The organism is Synechococcus sp. M16.1, assembly GCF_014279895.1.
Classification (GTDB): domain Bacteria; phylum Cyanobacteriota; class Cyanobacteriia; order PCC-6307; family Cyanobiaceae; genus Parasynechococcus.
Map to the genome: position 1 here is coordinate 1,564,745 of NZ_CP047954.1, position 17,416 is coordinate 1,582,160.

The 17,416-nt window shown below is 63.0% G+C and carries 12 protein-coding genes and 1 pseudogene; 6 read left to right on the forward strand and 7 right to left on the reverse strand.

The annotated features are described in order from the left end of the window. Positions 1 to 10: 10 nt before the first annotated feature. The 5 genes from SynM161_RS09090 to rpsT form a co-directional block, all read right to left on the reverse strand. A complete protein-coding gene (locus tag SynM161_RS09090; RefSeq protein ID WP_186540983.1) occupies positions 11 to 4,099 on the reverse strand; it encodes a DNA-directed RNA polymerase subunit beta' in 4,089 nt (1,362 codons plus the stop codon). A 47-nt stretch (positions 4,100 to 4,146) separates the two neighbouring features. Next, the gene (locus SynM161_RS09095; protein WP_115080893.1) at positions 4,147 to 6,051 is read right to left on the reverse strand and encodes a DNA-directed RNA polymerase subunit gamma; all 1,905 of its coding nucleotides are present in this window, start codon (positions 6,049 to 6,051) and stop codon (positions 4,147 to 4,149) included. 48 nt (positions 6,052 to 6,099) lie between these two features. After that, entirely contained in the window at positions 6,100 to 9,393 is a 3,294-nt protein-coding gene (rpoB, locus tag SynM161_RS09100) for a DNA-directed RNA polymerase subunit beta (protein WP_038553495.1), read from the reverse strand. 281 nt (positions 9,394 to 9,674) lie between these two features. After that, positions 9,675 to 10,463: a TatD family hydrolase gene (locus tag SynM161_RS09105; protein WP_186540984.1), complete on the reverse strand. Its 789-nt coding sequence runs from the start codon at positions 10,461 to 10,463 to the stop codon at positions 9,675 to 9,677. A gap of 48 nt (positions 10,464 to 10,511) precedes the next feature. Next, complete coding sequence (gene rpsT / locus SynM161_RS09110) at positions 10,512 to 10,808, reverse strand: 30S ribosomal protein S20 (RefSeq protein WP_186540985.1); 297 nt, start codon at positions 10,806 to 10,808, stop codon at positions 10,512 to 10,514. Positions 10,809 to 10,916: 108 nt separating this feature from the next. Between rpsT and hisD the strand changes: the two genes are divergently transcribed. Next, positions 10,917 to 12,224: a histidinol dehydrogenase gene (gene hisD, locus SynM161_RS09115; RefSeq protein ID WP_186540986.1), complete on the forward strand. Its 1,308-nt coding sequence runs from the start codon at positions 10,917 to 10,919 to the stop codon at positions 12,222 to 12,224. On the opposite strand, the gene rpiA is transcribed toward hisD, so the two are convergent. Both rpiA and SynM161_RS09125 read right to left on the reverse strand, forming a co-directional pair. After that, entirely contained in the window at positions 12,217 to 12,936 is a 720-nt protein-coding gene (gene rpiA, locus SynM161_RS09120) for a ribose-5-phosphate isomerase RpiA (RefSeq protein ID WP_186540987.1), read from the reverse strand. The two genes, hisD and rpiA, sit on opposite strands and share 8 nt — an antisense overlap. Before the next feature lie 38 nt (positions 12,937 to 12,974). Continuing rightward, entirely contained in the window at positions 12,975 to 14,039 is a 1,065-nt protein-coding gene (locus tag SynM161_RS09125) for a trypsin-like peptidase domain-containing protein (RefSeq protein ID WP_186542632.1), read from the reverse strand. A gap of 462 nt (positions 14,040 to 14,501) precedes the next feature. Between SynM161_RS09125 and SynM161_RS09130 the strand changes: the two are divergent. From SynM161_RS09130 to SynM161_RS09150, 5 genes and pseudogenes are all read left to right on the forward strand, one after another. After that, a pseudogene (locus SynM161_RS09130) lies at positions 14,502 to 14,669 on the forward strand (GRRM system radical SAM/SPASM domain protein); the annotation flags it as partial. 116 nt (positions 14,670 to 14,785) lie between these two features. Further along, positions 14,786 to 15,043, forward strand: a complete 258-nt coding sequence (locus SynM161_RS09135) for a hypothetical protein (RefSeq protein WP_115131921.1) — start codon at positions 14,786 to 14,788, stop codon at positions 15,041 to 15,043. Positions 15,044 to 15,153: 110 nt separating this feature from the next. Continuing rightward, positions 15,154 to 15,621 carry a ribosome maturation factor RimP gene (gene rimP, locus SynM161_RS09140; RefSeq protein WP_115080911.1) on the forward strand — a complete coding sequence of 156 codons (468 nt, stop codon included), beginning with the start codon at positions 15,154 to 15,156 and terminating at the stop codon, positions 15,619 to 15,621. A 54-nt stretch (positions 15,622 to 15,675) separates the two neighbouring features. Then, a complete protein-coding gene (nusA, locus tag SynM161_RS09145) occupies positions 15,676 to 17,115 on the forward strand; it encodes a transcription termination factor NusA (RefSeq protein WP_186540988.1) in 1,440 nt (479 codons plus the stop codon). Continuing rightward, entirely contained in the window at positions 17,112 to 17,390 is a 279-nt protein-coding gene (locus SynM161_RS09150) for a YlxR family protein (RefSeq protein ID WP_115080914.1), read from the forward strand. The genes nusA and SynM161_RS09150 overlap by 4 nt, the downstream gene beginning before the upstream one ends. Positions 17,391 to 17,416 lie beyond the last annotated feature (26 nt).

Genomic DNA, 17,416 nt, shown 5'->3' on the forward strand with positions numbered 1-17,416 from the left:
TGAGCGGAGCTCATTCGTCAGAGAGCAGGCCCTCTTCCTGAAGACCCTCAACGGCTTCAGCATCGACCACCTGCTCTTCCTTCAGCTCATTGTCGGCGTCCGGACGGGTGAACGCGGCGAAATTACTCGCCGAGGGGTCGATGTTGTGGCGGGTGCGGGTGGCCTCGAGGTCGGCGTCACTGGGGTCATCCAGCACCGCACTGGCGCTGGCCGCAGGGGGCATGTCGACGGTGTAGTCGGGACGCAGGTTCTGCATGCGGCGGTAGCCGGCTGGATCCTCCGAAAGGATGTCGGGGTGGGGGCCAGCCTCCTTCTGCAGCTCCTCTTCGAAGCCGCTGAAGCCGGTACCTGCAGGAATCAGGCGACCGATGATCACGTTCTCCTTGAGACCACGCAGCCAGTCGCTCTTGCCCTCGATGGCGGCTTCGGTGAGCACCCGGGTCGTCTCCTGGAAGGAGGCGGCGGAGATGAAGCTGTCGGTGTTGAGCGACGCCTTGGTGATACCCAGCAGAACCGGGGTGAACTCGGCGGGAGCGCCACCGGTGATCGCCATGGCCTGGTTGGTGTCTTCCACCTGACGCAGTTCGATCAGCTCACCGGGCAACAGGGTGGTGTCGCCGGCATCTTCAACCCGCACCTTGCTGGTCATCTGACGGACGATCACCTCGATGTGCTTGTCGTCAATCGAGACGCCCTGGGACTTGTAGACGTTCTGAACCTCAGTCACCAGACGGTGCTGCAGGTTGGCGATCGCCTCCTGGGCGGCCTCCATCAGAGGCTTGCGGCTGCGCAGATCTTCGAAGTAGCACTCGAGCAACTCGTGGGGGTTGATCGGGCCATCGGTCAGCAGTTCACCAGCGGTGACCTGTTGGCCATCGCTCACCATGATGTTGCGGCCGAGCAGGATCGGATATTCACCGATGGCGTCATCGGATTCGATCACGTTGACGGCGAGGGACTCGTCGTCTTCACCCTGCTTGATCTCAACGGTGCCAGGCTTCTTGCAGAGAATCGCGGATTCACGGGGGCGACGGGCCTCCAGCAATTCCTCGATTCGGGGCAGACCCTGAACGATGTCACCGGTCTTCTGGCGTTCGAACACCAGCAGTGCCAGGCCATCACCGCGCTGCACCAGATCTCCATCACGCACGTGCAGGACGGAGTCGGGCGACACCATGTAGGGACGTCCCAGACGCAGGGTGACGCTGTTGCCGCTGACGGCCTCGATCTCACCACAGCAGGTGGCGGTTTCGCCGTCGGCAAGGGCATCACCATCGACAATCCGCTGACCGACGCTCACCACCGGCTTGCCGGAGGTGCTCAGGGTGGTGGTGTCTTCGGGGCGTTCCACGATCATCCGACGCACCGGGTCGGCTTCCGTGGCTTCAGGCAACTGCGCCAGACCGGCCTGCTTGCAGAGGATCTGCGTGGTGGCGACGACATCGCCAGCCTTCACAGACACGCCATCTTCGACCTGCAGCTCGGTGTGGGTTGAGCCGTGGCTGGAGTCGGACATGGTGTCGCGACGCACCAGGATCGACTCGAGGATCACAAGGCGCAGACGGGAAATAGTCTTGGCCCGCTTGTCAGGAGCCTTCTCCACATCCACCGTCATCTGCGGGGTGGTGTCGAAGGTCTCGAGCAGCAGCTGGGTCTTGAGCAGCTCAACACCTTCAACGGACTTGATCAGTTCGTTGTCCTTGAACGCCAGACGCTGGGTGGCCTTGATGCCGAGGTGAGGGCCATTGGCCTGCTTCACATGGGACAGCTCAGGCAGCTGGGCCTCGTTGGGAATGGTGTATTCCTCAACCGGACGCAGCAGCAGACCCTTGCCTTCGGGGGTCTCCACCGTCTGCACGTACTTCATCGTGTCAACGGAGAGCCCCTTGGCGATGTCCTCGCCGGGGTTGACCATCTGGCCATCACCCTCGAAACGCTCCAGCGCCTTGGCATCGGTGCAGAGGTGGAACTCACCACTGCGGACGATGATTTCGCGCAGGATGTCGTTCTTCTGGGTGACGGTGACGATGCCCGCGGTCTGGCTGAAGATGTCTTTGACAACCTCGGTGCCGGCCTCGATCCACTGACCGTCGGTGATCATCAACAGGGAGATGTCCTTGTTGATTTCGTGGGTCTCCTGGGGGATCCACAGCAGGGTGCCGCCCTTGTTGACCTCGTAACCGTTCTTGGCAGAACGGGCCTTCTTGATCGCCAGACCAGGGGCGAACTTGACCAGACCACCGGTGCCGGTGCGGAAGCGGTCATCCGCCAGTTCAGCGATGACCTCACCGGAACCGATCTTGCTGCCGGGAATGGTGTTGAGGCGGTAACGGGTGCCGTCTTTGGCCTCGAGGTTCCAGATCTCCCCGGAGTGGGTGGACTCCTCCAACAGTTTGAAGTCCTTGAGGGTCATCGCCGTGGTGACGATCTGCACCTCACGGGAATCACCGATGGAGTCGCGCAGGCGCACTTCACCGCCGTACTCACTCCGCTGGCTGGCTTCCGCCAGCACCTGACCCTCAGTGACCTGGGTCTCACTGCTGACCACGGGCTGAGCGTTGGGCGGCAGGTTGTAGACGTCGCCGGAAAGCACCCACATCCGGCCAAGACGCTGGGCCTTCAGGGTGATGTTGCCCTGGCGGTCGGTGACCTCACGGGGCTGGATCGCCTCCTCGTAACGCACCTGGCCAGCCAGGTCGCAGATCACGTCCTTGGTGGCCTTCTCCACACTCTTCTTGACCGCACCAGCGGCGATCTGCGCCACCGTGACGTCGGCATCGATGTCAGCACCGTTGTCGACGAACAGCAGGGAGCCGTTGGTGATCTCGATCTTCTGGGCCTTGCCCTTGCCGGACGGCTTGATCGTGAGGTTGAAATCAACCTCAGCCTGTTGGGCGTTCACACCGTGGGGGGTGCGGTAGGGACGCACCCGCGCCTTGCTGCCGAACTCGACGGTGCCCGCCACCTTGGAGCGAACCACACCGGTCTCAGCGGTGGACACACCACCGGTGTGGAAGGTCCGCATGGTGAGCTGGGTTCCGGGCTCACCGATCGACTGGGCCGCGATGATGCCGACGGCTTCGCCCAGGTCGACCAGTTCGTTGTGGGCCAGTGCCCAGCCGTAGCACTTACGGCAGACGGAACGGTTGGCTTCACAGGTGAGCGGCGAACGCACACTCACGGCCTTGACGCCAGCGGCCTCGAAGGCCTTGGACAGCGGCGGATCGATTTCGGTGTCGCGCTCAGCCAGCACCTCGCCATCGGCATTCACCACCTGGGCAGCGGTCAGGCGACCCACAAGCCGGCTGCCGAATTTGCCGTCCTCAGCGTCCACCACGATGTGGCGGGTCGTGCCGCAGTCGTCCTCACGGACGATCACATCCTGGGCAACGTCCACCAGACGACGGGTGAGGTAACCGGAGTCGGCGGTGCGCAGCGCCGTATCCACCAGACCCTTCCGGGCGCCATAGGAGGAGATGACGTACTCGGTGACCGTCAGACCCTCACGGAAGTTGGTGCGGATCGGAAGGTCGATGATTTCACCCTGCGGGTTGGCCATCAGGCCGCGCATGCCCACCAGCTGACGCACCTGGGACATGTTTCCCCGGGCGCCGGAGTTGGCCATCATCCACACCGAGTTCAGCGGTGCGTTCTCGTCAAAGTTCTTTTTGACGGCATCCACCAGACGCTCGTTGGTCTCGGTCCAGGTGTCGATCACCTTGGTGTGACGCTCCACCTCGGTGATTTCACCAAGGCGATAGCGCTCCTCGGTGGCCGTGATCTGTTCCTCGGCCTGGCCCAGCAAATCCTTCTTCGCCTCGGGCACCTTGAGGTCGTCGACGGAGATCGACACAGCCGCCTGGGTGGCGTACTTGAAGCCGAGATCCTTGAGGTTGTCGGCCATGGCCGACGTCACCGCAGTGCCGTGGTTCTTGTAGGACCAGGCGACGAGCTGCTTGAGGGCCCGCTTGTCGATGACCTGGTTGCGGAACGGCGGTGGGGTCTTCGAGAGCGGACGCGATGCGCTCACGGGAGCCTCTTTGGCGGCCTTGGAGGCCTTGCTGGATTTGGACTTGCGGGATTTCGAGGACGAGGTCATGGCTGCGCGCGGATCAGGAGTTAAGGAGGAAGGACGTCTGGCTTGATTCAGGCGGCGGCCACCGCGTCGATGATCGTGTGATTCATCACCACGCGGCCCACAGTGGTGAGGATGTAGCGGCTGATCAGGGCACCGTCTTCATCGAAACGGTCGCGGCGGTAGCTCCACTCTTCGATGCGGGTGCCATCGCTGAGGGATTCGCTCTTGCTGGGCGCATCCAGCTCTTCATCGTCCTGAACTTCACCGTTGAAGCGGACCCACACCCAGTCGTGCAGACCGATCCGGTTGTCTTCAAAGGCGTGGATGACATCCTCCAGACCCGCGAACGTGCAGCTGCGATCGCCGAAGTCGGGCTTGGAGACACCGGGTTGCAGCGCCGTCAGGTAGTAGGAGCCGAGCACCATGTCCTGAGACGGGGTGATGATCGGCTCACCGGTCGCAGGGGACAGGATGTTGTTGCTGGCCAGCATCAGCATGCGGGCCTCGGTCTGCGCCTCGATGGCCAGGGGCACGTGAACTGCCATCTGGTCACCGTCAAAGTCAGCGTTGAAGGCTGGGCAGACGAGGGGGTGCAGCTGAATGGCACGGCCATCCACCAGCTTGGGTTCGAAGGCCTGAATGCCGAGACGGTGCAGGGTTGGAGCACGGTTCAGCAGGATCGGGTGACCGTCGATCACCTCTTGCAGCACCTGCATCACTTCATCGTCGGCCCGCTGAATCAGCTTCTTGGCCGCCTTGATGTTGTTGACGATGTTCTGGCGGATCAGGCGGTGGATCACGAAAGGCTGGAACAGCTCGATCGCCATCTCCTTGGGCAGACCGCACTGGTGCATCTTCAGCTTCGGACCCACCACGATCACGGAACGACCGGAGTAGTCGACCCGCTTACCCAGGAGGTTCTGACGGAAGCGGCCCTGCTTGCCTTCAATGATGTCGCTCAGTGACTTGAGCGGACGGTTGTTGGCACCCACGACGGTGCGACCGCGACGGCCGTTGTCGATCAGGGCGTCGACGGCCTCCTGCAGCATCCGCTTCTCGTTGCGGACGATGATTTCAGGGGCCAGGATTTCCTGGAGCCTCGCCAGACGGTTGTTGCGGTTGATCACCCGCCGGTAGAGATCGTTGAGATCGCTGGTGGCGAAGCGACCACCATCGAGCTGCACCATCGGGCGCAGGTCGGGCGGAATCACCGGGATCACATCCAGCACCATCCACTCGGGACGAGCGTTGGTGGCGATGAAGTTGTCGATCACGCGCAGACGCTTGATCAACTTGGCGCGCTTCTGACCCTTGCTGCCGTTGATCTCCTCCCGCAGCTGCTCAGCCACTTCATCGAGGGTGAGGTCTTCCAGCAGTTGCTTGAGGGCCTCGGCACCGATGCCCACCACGGGCTCGTTCTCGATCTCGGAATCTTCGGCGTAGATCTCGTCTTCAATCTCCAGCCACTCGTCTTCGGTGAGCAGCTGCTTGTACTTCAGGTCCTTGTGGTCGCCGGGATCCAGCACCACGTAGCAGTTGAAGTAAACGATCTGCTCCACATCCCGCAGGGGCATGTCCAGCAGGATGGCCACGTAGCTGGGGATCCCCTTCAGATACCAGACGTGGGAGACGGGGGCCGCCAGCTTGATGAAGCCCATGCGGTGACGACGCACGCGGCTCTCGGTGACCTCCACACCGCAGCGTTCACAAACGATGCCCCGGTGACGCACCCGTTTGTACTTGCCGCAGTGGCATTCCCAGTCTTTGGACGGGCCAAAGATCTTTTCGCAGAACAGCCCGTCCATCTCGGGCTTGAGGGTGCGGTAGTTAATGGTCTCCGGCTTGGTGACCTCACCGACCACCTGGCCGTTGGGCAGGGTGCGCTGTCCCCACTCCATCACCCGATCGGGTGAGGCGAGGGTGATCTTGACGTAATCGAAGTGGTTCTCGGTGCGGAGGTTGCTGTTGGTCATTGACGGTTAAGGAAGAAGGAGCGGGGAATCGGTTCGTTCGTTGATCCGTCAGTCCTCGTCGTAATCCGCGACGCCGAGGGATTCGTAGGTGGGCCTGCTGGGGGTGCTGCGACGTGGGTTCACGTCCTGCATCAGATCCACTTCCTTGCCTTCGTCGGTGTAGACGGCGATGTCCAGACCCAGGGACTGAAGCTCGCGCATCAGCACCTTGAAGGATTCCGGTGTACCCGGGCGGGGAATCGGCTTGCCCTTGACGATGGCGTTGAGGGCTTCGTTGCGGCCCTGCATGTCGTCGGACTTGACCGTGAGCAGTTCCTGCAGGGTGTATGCGGCGCCATAGGCCTCGAGGGCCCACACCTCCATCTCACCCAGACGCTGACCACCTTGCTGTGCCTTACCGCCCAGGGGCTGCTGGGTGACCAGGGAGTAGGGGCCGGTGGAACGGGCGTGAATCTTGTCGTCCACCAGGTGAACCAGCTTGAGGAAGTGGGAGTAACCCACGGCCACGGGCTGATCGAAGGGCAGACCGGTGCGGCCATCCCTCAGCTGCAGCTTGCCGGGATCCTCAGGGTCGTACACCCAACCCTTGCCGGGCTGCTTGGCGGCTTCCTTGAGGAAGGTCTCGACGGTCTGCTGGGACTTCTCAGCACCGTGCATCTCATCGAAGGGAACGATGCGCACGCGGCAATCCAGGTTGGACGCGGCCCAACCCATCAGCAGCTCGAACACCTGACCCACATTCATCCGGCTCGGCACACCCAGGGGGTTGAGGACAATGTCGACCGGGGTGCCGTCGGGCAGATAGGGCATGTCCTCCCGAGGAAGGATGCGGCTGATGATGCCCTTGTTGCCGTGGCGGCCAGCCATCTTGTCGCCGACCTGGATCTTGCGGCGCTGGGCCACATACACCCGCACCACCATGTTGGCGCCGGGGGGCAGCTCATCACCCTGTTCACGGGTGTAGATGCGCACATCCACAACGCGGCCACGCTCGGTGCCGGGCACCCGGAGGGAGTTGTCGCGCACGTCGCGCGCCTTCTCACCGAAGATCGCGCGCAGAAGCTTCTCTTCCGGCGGCTGATCGGATTCACCCTTGGGCGTCACCTTGCCCACGAGGATGTCGCCGCTTTCAACGAAAGCACCCACGCGGATGATGCCCATCTCGTCGAGGTTGCCCAGGCTTTCCTCAGCGACGTTGGGAATTTCGCGGGTGATCTCTTCAGGTCCAAGCTTGGTCTGACGGGCTTCGATCTCGTACTTCTCGATGTGAACCGAGGTGTAGAGGTCGTCGGTGACCAGACGCTCGCTGACCAGCAGCGCGTCCTCGTAGTTGTAACCCTCCCAGGGCATGTAAGCGATCAGAACGTTCTGACCCAGAGCGATCTCACCGCCTTCACAGGCGGAACCATCCGCCATCACCTGGCCGACAATCACCGGATCACCGCAGCGGACAATCGGGCGCTGGTTCAGGCAGGTGTCCTGGTTGGAGCGCTGATACTTCTGCAGGAAATGGGTGTGGTCGTTGCCGTCCTCGTCCTGAACAACGATGGCGTTGGCATCCACATAGGTGACGGTGCCATTCACCCGGGAGATCGGCACCATGCCGGAGTCGCGGGCCACCTGGGTTTCCAGGCCGGTGCCCACCAGGGCACGCTCAGGACGCAGCAACGGCACAGCCTGACGCTGCATGTTGGAGCCCATCAGGGCGCGGTTGGCGTCGTCGTGCTCCAGGAAGGGAATCAGGGACGTTGCCACGGAGATCACCTGCACCGGTGAAAGGGCGACATAGTCGACCTGCTCAGGGGGGACCTTCTCGAAGTCCTGGCGGTAACGCACAGGAATCAGATCCGCCGAGATCCGGCCGTCATCCTCGGTGGCCACGTCACCAGGGGCGACGCGCACTTCGTCTTCCCGGTCGGCAGACAGGTAGATCGGATCGCCATCCTTCAGAACGACACCGTTCTCCACCTTCCAGAACGGCGTTTCGATGAAGCCGTACTCGTTGACCCGGGCATGGGTGGCCAAGGAGTTGATCAGACCAGCGTTGGGGCCTTCCGGCGTCTCAATCGGGCAGAGACGGCCGTAGTGGGAGGGGTGAATGTCGCGGACGGCGAAGCCGGCACGCTCACGGGTGAGACCGCCGGGTCCAAGGGCCGAGATGCGGCGCTTGTGGGTGAGCTCAGCCAGAGGGTTGGTCTGGTCCATGAACTGGCTCAGCTGACTGGAGCCGAAGAACTCCTTGATCGCCGCCACCAGGGGCTTGGGGTTCACCAACTGGGCCGGGGTCAGCGAATCGGTTTCGCCGACGGTCATCCGTTCCTTGATGATCCGCTCAAGACGGTTCAGACCCACCCGAACCTGGTTCTGCAGGAGTTCGCCCACGGAACGCACGCGGCGGTTGCCGAGGTGATCGATGTCGTCGAGGCTGGCGCCGCCGACATCCAGTTCCAGGTTGATCAGGTAATCGAGCGTGGAGAGCACGTCCTCATGGGTGAGGGTGCGCACCGTGTCGGGGATGGTGAGGCGCAGCTTCTTGTTGATCTTGTAGCGGCCGACCCGACCGAGGTCGTAGCGCTTGGGATCGAAGAAACGGGTCTGCAGCAGCTGCTGACCGCCACTCACTGAGGGGGGTTCACCCGGACGCAGCTTCTTGTAGAGCTCAAGCAGCGCTTGGTCTTCCGAACTGATGCCCTCGTCGTTGGCGGCATCAATCGACTTCTTGTAGAACTCGGGGTGACGCAGCTTGTCGAGCACGTCGTTGTCAGACAGACCCATGGCACGCATGAGCACGTGCGCGTTGATCTTGCGGGTCTTGTCCACACGAACGTGGAGCAAGTCGTTTTTATCTGTTTCAAACTTCAGCCAGGCACCCCGGTTGGGGATGACGCTGGCGTTGTAGGTGCGCCGGCCGTTCTTGTCCATTTCATCCTTGAAATAGACACCGGGGCTGCGCACGATCTGGTTCACGATCACACGCTCAGCGCCGTTGATGATGAAGGTGCCGCGCTCGGTCATCAGCGGCAGTTCGCCGATGAACACCTCCTGCTCCTTGATCTCACCGGTCTCCTTGTTGACCAGGCGGCAGGTCACATACATCTGTGACGCGAAGGTCGCATCACGGCGCTTGGCCTCTTCCACATCGTGGCGGGGGCGCTTCAGGCGGTACTCGCTACCGATGAAGTGCAGCTCCAGCTTGCCGGTGTAATCCGTGATCGGAGAGAAGCTTTCCAGCTCCTCGATCAGACCTTGATCCAAAAACCACTTAAAGCTGGCCCGCTGCACCTCCACCAGATCAGGGAGGTAGGTGGCGGTCTTGGCGACCTGAATCGCGCTGCTGCTCATGCGGGGACCGGCAGAGAGGACGAAGGGACTGGGGAGGACTGGATTGGCGGCAGAAGCTCACCTGACAGGACGATTAGACACAACAGCGGCACCGACGGTTTCCAGGACGGAACCGACAGCGCCGCTGCTGCTGTTCAGAAATCGCGGGTCAGATCAGCTGACGACGACAAGTGCACCGGAAGGAAATGGACGCTTCAGGCACCACACACAAGACGGAATCCTGCGCATGGCCAGGCCAATACAACATCTTACATATGGACTCGACACCCTTGGAACTCCGGTTAAGGGAGTCCGAACAAACGCCGGGCGTTGGCGGTGCTGCTGCAGGCCACGCTGTCGAGATCCACGCCGCGCAGCTCAGCCACCCGCGTGGCAACGGAAGCCACGAAGGCCGGCTCATTGCGCTTGCCGCGGCGGGGCACAGGGGCCAGAAAAGGGCAGTCGGTTTCCACCAGGAAACGATCCTCCGGCACCTGACGGGCGCAGTCGTGGGTGGACTCCGCCTTGGGGAAGGTGACGGTGCCGCTGAAGCTGATGTAGAAGCCGAGCTCCAGGAACTGGTGCATTTCATCGGGGGTACCGCCCCAGCAATGCATTACCCCTCCGGGGCAACGGCCCTGCGCCTTGCGGGCCCGCAGTTCCTCCAGCATCGGCTCGGCGGCATCCCGGCAGTGAATGATCACCGGCAGGTTCAACTCAACCGCCAGGTCCAATTGAGGGCGCAGCACAGCAAGCTGCTCCTCGAGATTCTTGTCTCGAAAGAGATCGAGGCCGAGTTCGCCGATGGCGACCACCCGATCATCCTCCAGAGCTGCCCGGCGCAGCACCGCCACCGTGTCATCCCGCCAATGCTCGGTGTCCAGTGGATGGACGCCGACGGAATAACGCATCTCCGGGAATCGATCCGCCAGGGCGCGGATCGCCGGTATTTCGGAGGGTTCGACGCAGGCGTGCAGCAGTGCACCAACCCCAGCCTCACGCCAGCGTGAAGCCACCTCATCGAGGTCGTCGTCAAAGTTGCGGAAGACGATGTGACAGTGGCTGTCAATCAACGTCGGGGTGGGGGACACAGCTGGGCCGAAACGCGCTTTCGGCCCATTCTGCCGGTTGAAACCGAATCAGCTGGCGGGCTCGAGCACCTTGCGCACGGCCGCACTGAGGCGGGACTTCTGGTTGGCACCGTTGTTGCGGTGCAGCACACCCACCTTCACGGCCTTGTCGATCTTGCTGAAGGCGGCACGCATGGAGGTCTGCACGCTGGCCTTGGCTTCATCACCAGAGGTGGCGCTGTAGGCGTCACAGGCGGCGAAGCAGCGCTTCATCAGGGTGCGCATCGACGACTTGTAGGTGCGGTTGCGCAGACGGTTGCGCTCAGCAATCTCAATCCGCTTCTTGGCTGACTTGTTATTGGCCACTGAGGCTTCAACGTTGCGAACAATCCAGCACCTTACTCCTTGACAGGCCCCCCTTCCCTGGGTTGTGGAGTCCTAACTTGACCGAACTCTCCCACTGTTCCTTTGTCTGTGAGCCAGCCGGCCGTTGCTCCCCTTCGCATCGTGCGGGATCTGGACCGGGCCCAGACGGAGCTGAAACGGTTGTCGAGCCGCACCACACAAACCCAGCAGGGTGAAGCCCGTGAGCGGGTTGAAGCCATTCTCACAGCGGTGCGCGACCGCGGTGATGCCGCCATTGCCGACTTCACCGAACGGTTCGATGGCTTCCGGCCCGAACCAATGGCGGTGTCCCCCGAGGCCCTCGAACAGGCCTGGACGTCGCTGCCGACCAACCTGCGGGATGCCCTAGAGCTGGCCCATCGCCGCATCACCGACTTCCACCAACGCCAACGTCCCGCCGATCTGGCGGTGACGGGCCCCCACGGCGAACAGCTTGGGCGGCGCTGGCGGCCGGTGGAGCGGGCGGGTCTCTACGTGCCCGGAGGACGGGCGGCTTACCCCAGCACCGTGCTGATGAATGCGGTGCCAGCCCGGGTCGCCGGCGTCAAAGACGTGGTGATCTGTTCCCCCGCCGGACGTGATGGTGCGGTGAACCCCGTGGTGCTGGCAGCGGCCCACCTGGCCGGCGTGAAAACGGTGTTCCGCCTCGGAGGTGCTCAGGCTGTTGCCGCCATGGCCTACGGCAGCGAGAGCGTGCCCAAGGTGGACGTGATCAGTGGCCCCGGAAACCTCTACGTCACCCTTGCGAAACAGGCGGTGTACGGCCAGGTGGCCATCGATTCCCTGGCGGGACCAAGCGAAGTGCTGGTGATCGCCGACCACTCCGCCAAGCCCGATCAGGTGGCAGCGGATCTGTTGGCGCAGGCGGAGCACGACCCCCTGGCGGCGGCGGTGCTGATCACCACCGACCCTGCACTGGCCGACGGGATCAACGCCGCAGTGGCCGAACAGCTGGCCGATCACCCCCGCCAGGAGATCTGCGAAGCCGCTCTGCGGGACTGGGGGCTGGTGGTGGTCTGCGACGACCTCGAGAGCTGTGCCCGCCTCAGCGACAGCTTCGCCCCCGAACACCTGGAGCTGCTGGTGGAGCGGCCCGAACCCCTGGCGGATCGCATTCAGAACGCCGGAGCCATTTTCCTGGGCCCCTGGTCCCCAGAAGCGGTGGGGGATTACCTGGCAGGCCCAAACCACACGCTGCCCACCTGTGGAGCCGCGCGTTTCAGCGGGGCCCTCAGTGTTGAGACCTTCATGCGCCACACCTCGCTGATCGGTTTCAACCGGGCCGCCCTGGAAGCAACGGGTTCAGCTGTGCAGGAGCTGGCCACCAGTGAAGGCTTGCACAGCCACGCTGAATCGGTGCGACGGCGCCTCAGCTGAGGCGCTTCTCCAGGCTGCGGACACCCGCCACACCATCGGTGATCTCACCGACCAACACCTCATCGGTGATGTTGACGAACAGGCCGTTCTCCAGCACACCGGGAATGTTGTTGATCGTCTGCTCCAGGGCCACTGGATCGCTGATGCCGCCGTCGAGCTTGGCGTCCAGCACCAGGTTGCCCTGATCGGTAACCACAGGGCCGGCCTTGCGCTGGGCCATGCGCAGCTCAGCGCTGCCCCCGAGGGCTTCAAGCTGCTGCTTCACCTGGCGCCAGGCCCCGGGGAGCACTTCCACCGGCAGCAGAAAACCGAGGTTGAGACGGTCCACCAGCTTGGTGGAGTCCACCACCACCACAAACCGATCCGCCCGTGCCGCCACGAGTTTCTCCTGCACGTGGCATGCGCCACCACCCTTGATCAATTGGAAGCAAGGGTCGACTTCGTCGGCACCATCGATGGCCAGATCAATCCGGCTGACGGCGTTGAGACTGAGCAGGGGAATGTTGAGCTCAGCGGCCAGAACCTCTCCTTGGAAGGACGTGGTGACACCGACGATGTCTTTGAGTTCTCCGCTGGCGAGCTTGGCCCCCAGGCCCTGAATCATCAGAGCGGCGGTGGAGCCTGATCCCAGGCCCAGCACCATGCCGTCCTTGATCTGTTCCACGGCGGCATCAGCCACCGCCTGCTTCATCTGGGTCTGTAGATCAGCCATCGGGTCACGTCCTTTGGGCGCGACCGTAGCAAGGGGTTTCAGGCCATCCCAGGCAGGGGCTCCGGTTTGACGGACAGGGTGAGCTCGCGGCCAGCCCGCAGCACTTTCAGAGGCAGGGGAACATCGATGGCGGCGGCATCCACCACCTCGAGCAGCGCCTGAGGATCCGAAATGTCGCGCTCATCCACCGTGATCAGCAGATCGCCGCGGCGCAGTCCTGCTTTTTCGGCCGGGCCATCGGGCAGCACGGCTTGCACCAGGGCACCGCTGCGTTCCGGCAGCTGCACAAGGGCATTGGGGTCCTTGTTGTGCTCGCGCGCGATGCGCGGTGTGAGCGCCACCAGTTGCAGACCGATGTAGGGGTGCACCACTTCACCCTGCTGCTGGAGCTGATCAGCCACCCGGCGGGCCAGGTTGATCGGGATGGCAAAACCGAGGCCGGCCCCAGGGCCCGACCGCACAAGGGTGTTGATGCCAATCACCTGGCCATCGCCGTTCACCAACGGCCCACCGGAATTACCGGGGTTGATGGCAGCGTCGGTCTGAATGAGTTCCAGCCGTTTGTCGGCGAAGCCAAGGCTATTGATGTTGCGGTGCAGGCTGCTGACGATGCCCAGGGTCACCGTGCGTTCCAATCCGAACGGGGTGCCGAGGGCGATCGCCCAATCGCCCACCTGCATGGCTTCCGAATCACCAAGGGGAGCCCGTGGCGGCAGTCGATCGCCCTCGAGACGCACCAAGGCCAGGTCTGTCACCGCATCGGTGCCCACCACCCGTCCATCCCGCTGTTCCCCGTCGGCCAGGGTGACGCTGACGGACTCCACCCGATCCACCACATGGGCATTGGTGAGCACAAGGCCCTTGGCATCGATCACCACACCAGAGCCTTGCCCCCGTTCCCGCTCCGGACCTGCCGGAGGGTCCCCCAGCAGGTCCCGCAGCAGGGGATCAAGCAGCGTGGGGTCAAACGGCTGACGTTCCACGGTGCGCTCGGTGTCGATCCGAACCACCGCCGGCGCCACCCGCTGAACGGCATCGGCCACAAAGCTGTGCTCCAGGGCCTGCGCTGAGTCACCTTCACCGACCAGAACCGCTACGGCCATCAGAACGGCCAGGAGTTGACGCAGGGCGTACCGCAACACAAGACCTTTAATTGCCTTCTTTTTATCGGATCCAGCCGGAGAAATGGGCCCTGGTCCAAATCGATCGCAATCTCAGCACCTCCATTGCGATGCGCGGTCGAGCTTGGACATTCCAGCTAGCAAATCAGCAAACGCAGTTTTCGCATGCGTGCACTTCTGGCTCCAGCGGCAGCTCTGCTTGCCCTGGCTGGCCCGGTTGCCCTCACCCCTCAAGCCTCCGCGGAGAGCACAACGCTCAAGGCGGTGATCTTTGAGGAGGTCAAGCCGCTTTATCACAAAACAGATGCGGGCTACGAAGGCCTCGGGGTTGACGTTCTTGAACAGATCCGGATCCAGGCCAAGCGCCGCAAGGTGGACTACAGGGTGGCCAAGTCGGTGAACGACGGCATCGGCGCCGTGATCACCGGCAAAGCCGACATCGCCTGCGGCGGGGGCAACGGCAGCAACAAGTTCTGGGAACACGGCACCCTCGCCGCCAGCGAAACCAACGCCTGCCGCTTCGGCACCCAGATCCCCACGCAAGTGCTGTTGGAGCGCTTTGAAGAAGGCCCTCCCCTGACGCCACTCACACCCAATCCATCGGGGTCTTGATGCGATCGATCGCTGTTCTGCCCCTTCCAGCCAATGGGCGGGTTTTGATGGCCACCGATCGCACAGCGGCTCTTGCGTCCACTGCTTAGGGTCGAGCCGTTTTATGAGCTTCACCCTTGAGCGAATCCGCCGCTTCACAACGCTGTGAGCTCTGCCAGGTCGTGATCGAAGACCGCCCTGGCCTTTCCGATGTGGTGACGTTCAGCAATGGCCCCCAGGGCAGCCGCAGCAAACTCTGGAGCCGCGTCTGCCAGTACGTGACCGATCCGGAGCGTCGACGCCTCTGCATCAATCAGGATTCCGACGGGCGCGGCGCTGAACAGCCGGGCGACGCCTTTCCCGATGCACCGGCCATCGATCTGGGCAACAGCTGACGGCGGGCAGACGGTCCCGTACATTGAAGGTGTGTCCGACGGGCATCTCCCTGCGGGAGATCGGTCACAACTGAAATGCACGTCGGGCCGACGTCCGCCCTCAGTTCGCGTTGCCTCATCCTCTGCTTCCGGATCTCGAAACGCTGGTCACCGATGTGGCCGCCAGCAAAGGCTTTGCCCTTTGCGGCATTCAGCTGCTCACCCACATGAGCCCGATGACCCTGGAAGTGCAGATCCGCCACAGCAGTGGAGCGGATGTGAGCCTTGATGACTGCGCCGGTTTCAGTGGCGTGCTGGGGGATGCCCTTGAGGCCTCCACCCTGCTCACTGACGCGTATGTTCTGGAGATCAGCAGTCCCGGCATCGGCGACCAGCTGTCCAGCGATCGCGACTTTGAAACCTTCCGTGGGTTCCCCGTGGAGGTTCATCACCGCGACAAGGACGACAGCGAGCAACGCCTGGAGGGCCTCTTGCTCGAACGCGACGCCGACACGCTGCAGATCAACATTCGCGGGCGAATCAAACGGATTCCCCGGGATTGCGTGATCGGTGTCCGCCTCACGAGTCCAGGCAGCTGAACCCAGCGTTCACACCCCTGCAACCGCTCCTTTCTTTTCCCCTAACCCAACGCGATGGCTCTCGTCCTGCTTCCCGGTCTCAGCAACCTGATCGACGACATCAGCGAAGAGAAGAAGCTGCCGCCCCAGGTGGTGGAGGCGGCCCTGCGGGAGGCCCTGCTGAAGGGCTATGAGCGCTACCGGCGCACCCTTTACATCGGCATCAGCGAAGACCCCTTTGATGAGGAGTACTTCAGCAACTTCGATGTTGGCCTCGACCTTGAGGAGGAGGGCTACCGAGTTCTCGCCAGCAAGATCATTGTTGATGAGGTGGAGAGCGAAGACCACCAGATCGCGATCGCCGAGGTGATGCAGGTGGCCGATGACGCCCAGGTAGGCGACACGGTGGTGCTGGATGTCACCCCAGAGAAAGAGGACTTCGGCCGGATGGCCGCCGCCACCACCAAGCAGGTGCTGGCCCAGAAGCTGCGTGATCAGCAGCGCCGCATGATCCAGGAGGAATTCGCTGATTTGGAGGATCCGGTGCTGACGGCCCGGGTGATCCGCTTCGAGCGCCAATCGGTGATCATGGCGGTCAGCTCAGGCCTCGGCCGTCCGGAAGTGGAGGCTGAACTCCCCCGGCGCGATCAACTGCCCAACGACAACTACCGCGCCAACGCCACCTTCAAGGTGTTCCTGAAAGAGGTGAGCGAAGTGCCCCGCCGGGGACCGCAGCTGTTCGTCAGCCGCTCCAATGCCGGTTTGGTGGTCTACCTGTTCGAAAACGAAGTCCCCGAAATTCAGGAAGGATCCGTTCGGATCGTGGCCGTGGCCCGTGAGGCCAATCCCCCCTCCCGTTCCGTGGGCCCCCGCACCAAGGTGGCCGTCGACAGCATCGAACGCGAGGTGGATCCCGTCGGCGCCTGCATCGGCGCCCGCGGCTCCCGCATTCAGCAGGTGGTGAACGAACTGCGTGGAGAAAAAATCGACGTGATCCGCTGGTCGCAGGATCCAGGCCAGTACATCGCCAACTCCCTCAGCCCCGCTCGGGTGGAAATGGTGCGCCTGGTGGATCCCGTGGGCCAGCACGCCCATGTGCTTGTGCCCCCCGATCAGCTGAGCCTGGCCATCGGACGCGAAGGCCAGAACGTGCGTTTGGCCGCCCGACTCACCGGCTGGAAGATCGACATCAAGAACTCCACCGAATACGACCAAGAGGCAGAGGATGCCGTGGTGGCAGAGCTGATCTCCCAGCGGGAGGAGGAGGAAGCCCTCCAGCAGCAAGCCGAAGAACGACTGGCCGCCGAACAGGCCGCTCGGGCGGAAGAGGATGCACGCCTGCGAGAGCTGTATCCGCTGCCCGAAGACGAAGAGGAGTACGGCGAGCAGGAGTTCTCTAAGGAGGAGCCCGCTGAGGTGGAAGCCAGCAGCGAAACCGAGTTCGAGACCGAGGCTGAAACCACGGACGCAGCGGCTGAGGCCGATGCCGAGCCCGATCAGGAGCAGGTCCGGTGAGTGACCGCCCCGTCCTGCGTCGCTGCGTGGCCTGCCGCCAACTCTTGGATCGCCGCCAACTCTGGAGGGTGATCCGCGACCATCAGGACGGAGTTCTCCTCGATCAGGGGATGGGCCGTTCGGCCTATCTCTGCCGCGAGGAGAACTGCCTTGAGGAGGCGACCCGTCGCAAGCGTCTGCAGAAAGCCCTGCGTTGTCAGGTGCCCGAAACAGTGCTTGCGGTGTTGAAACAGCGGCTTAACCAAAGCGTTGGTGAATCCGCTGAGGCAGACTGAACATTGGCCCCACTTTGTGCGAGGCC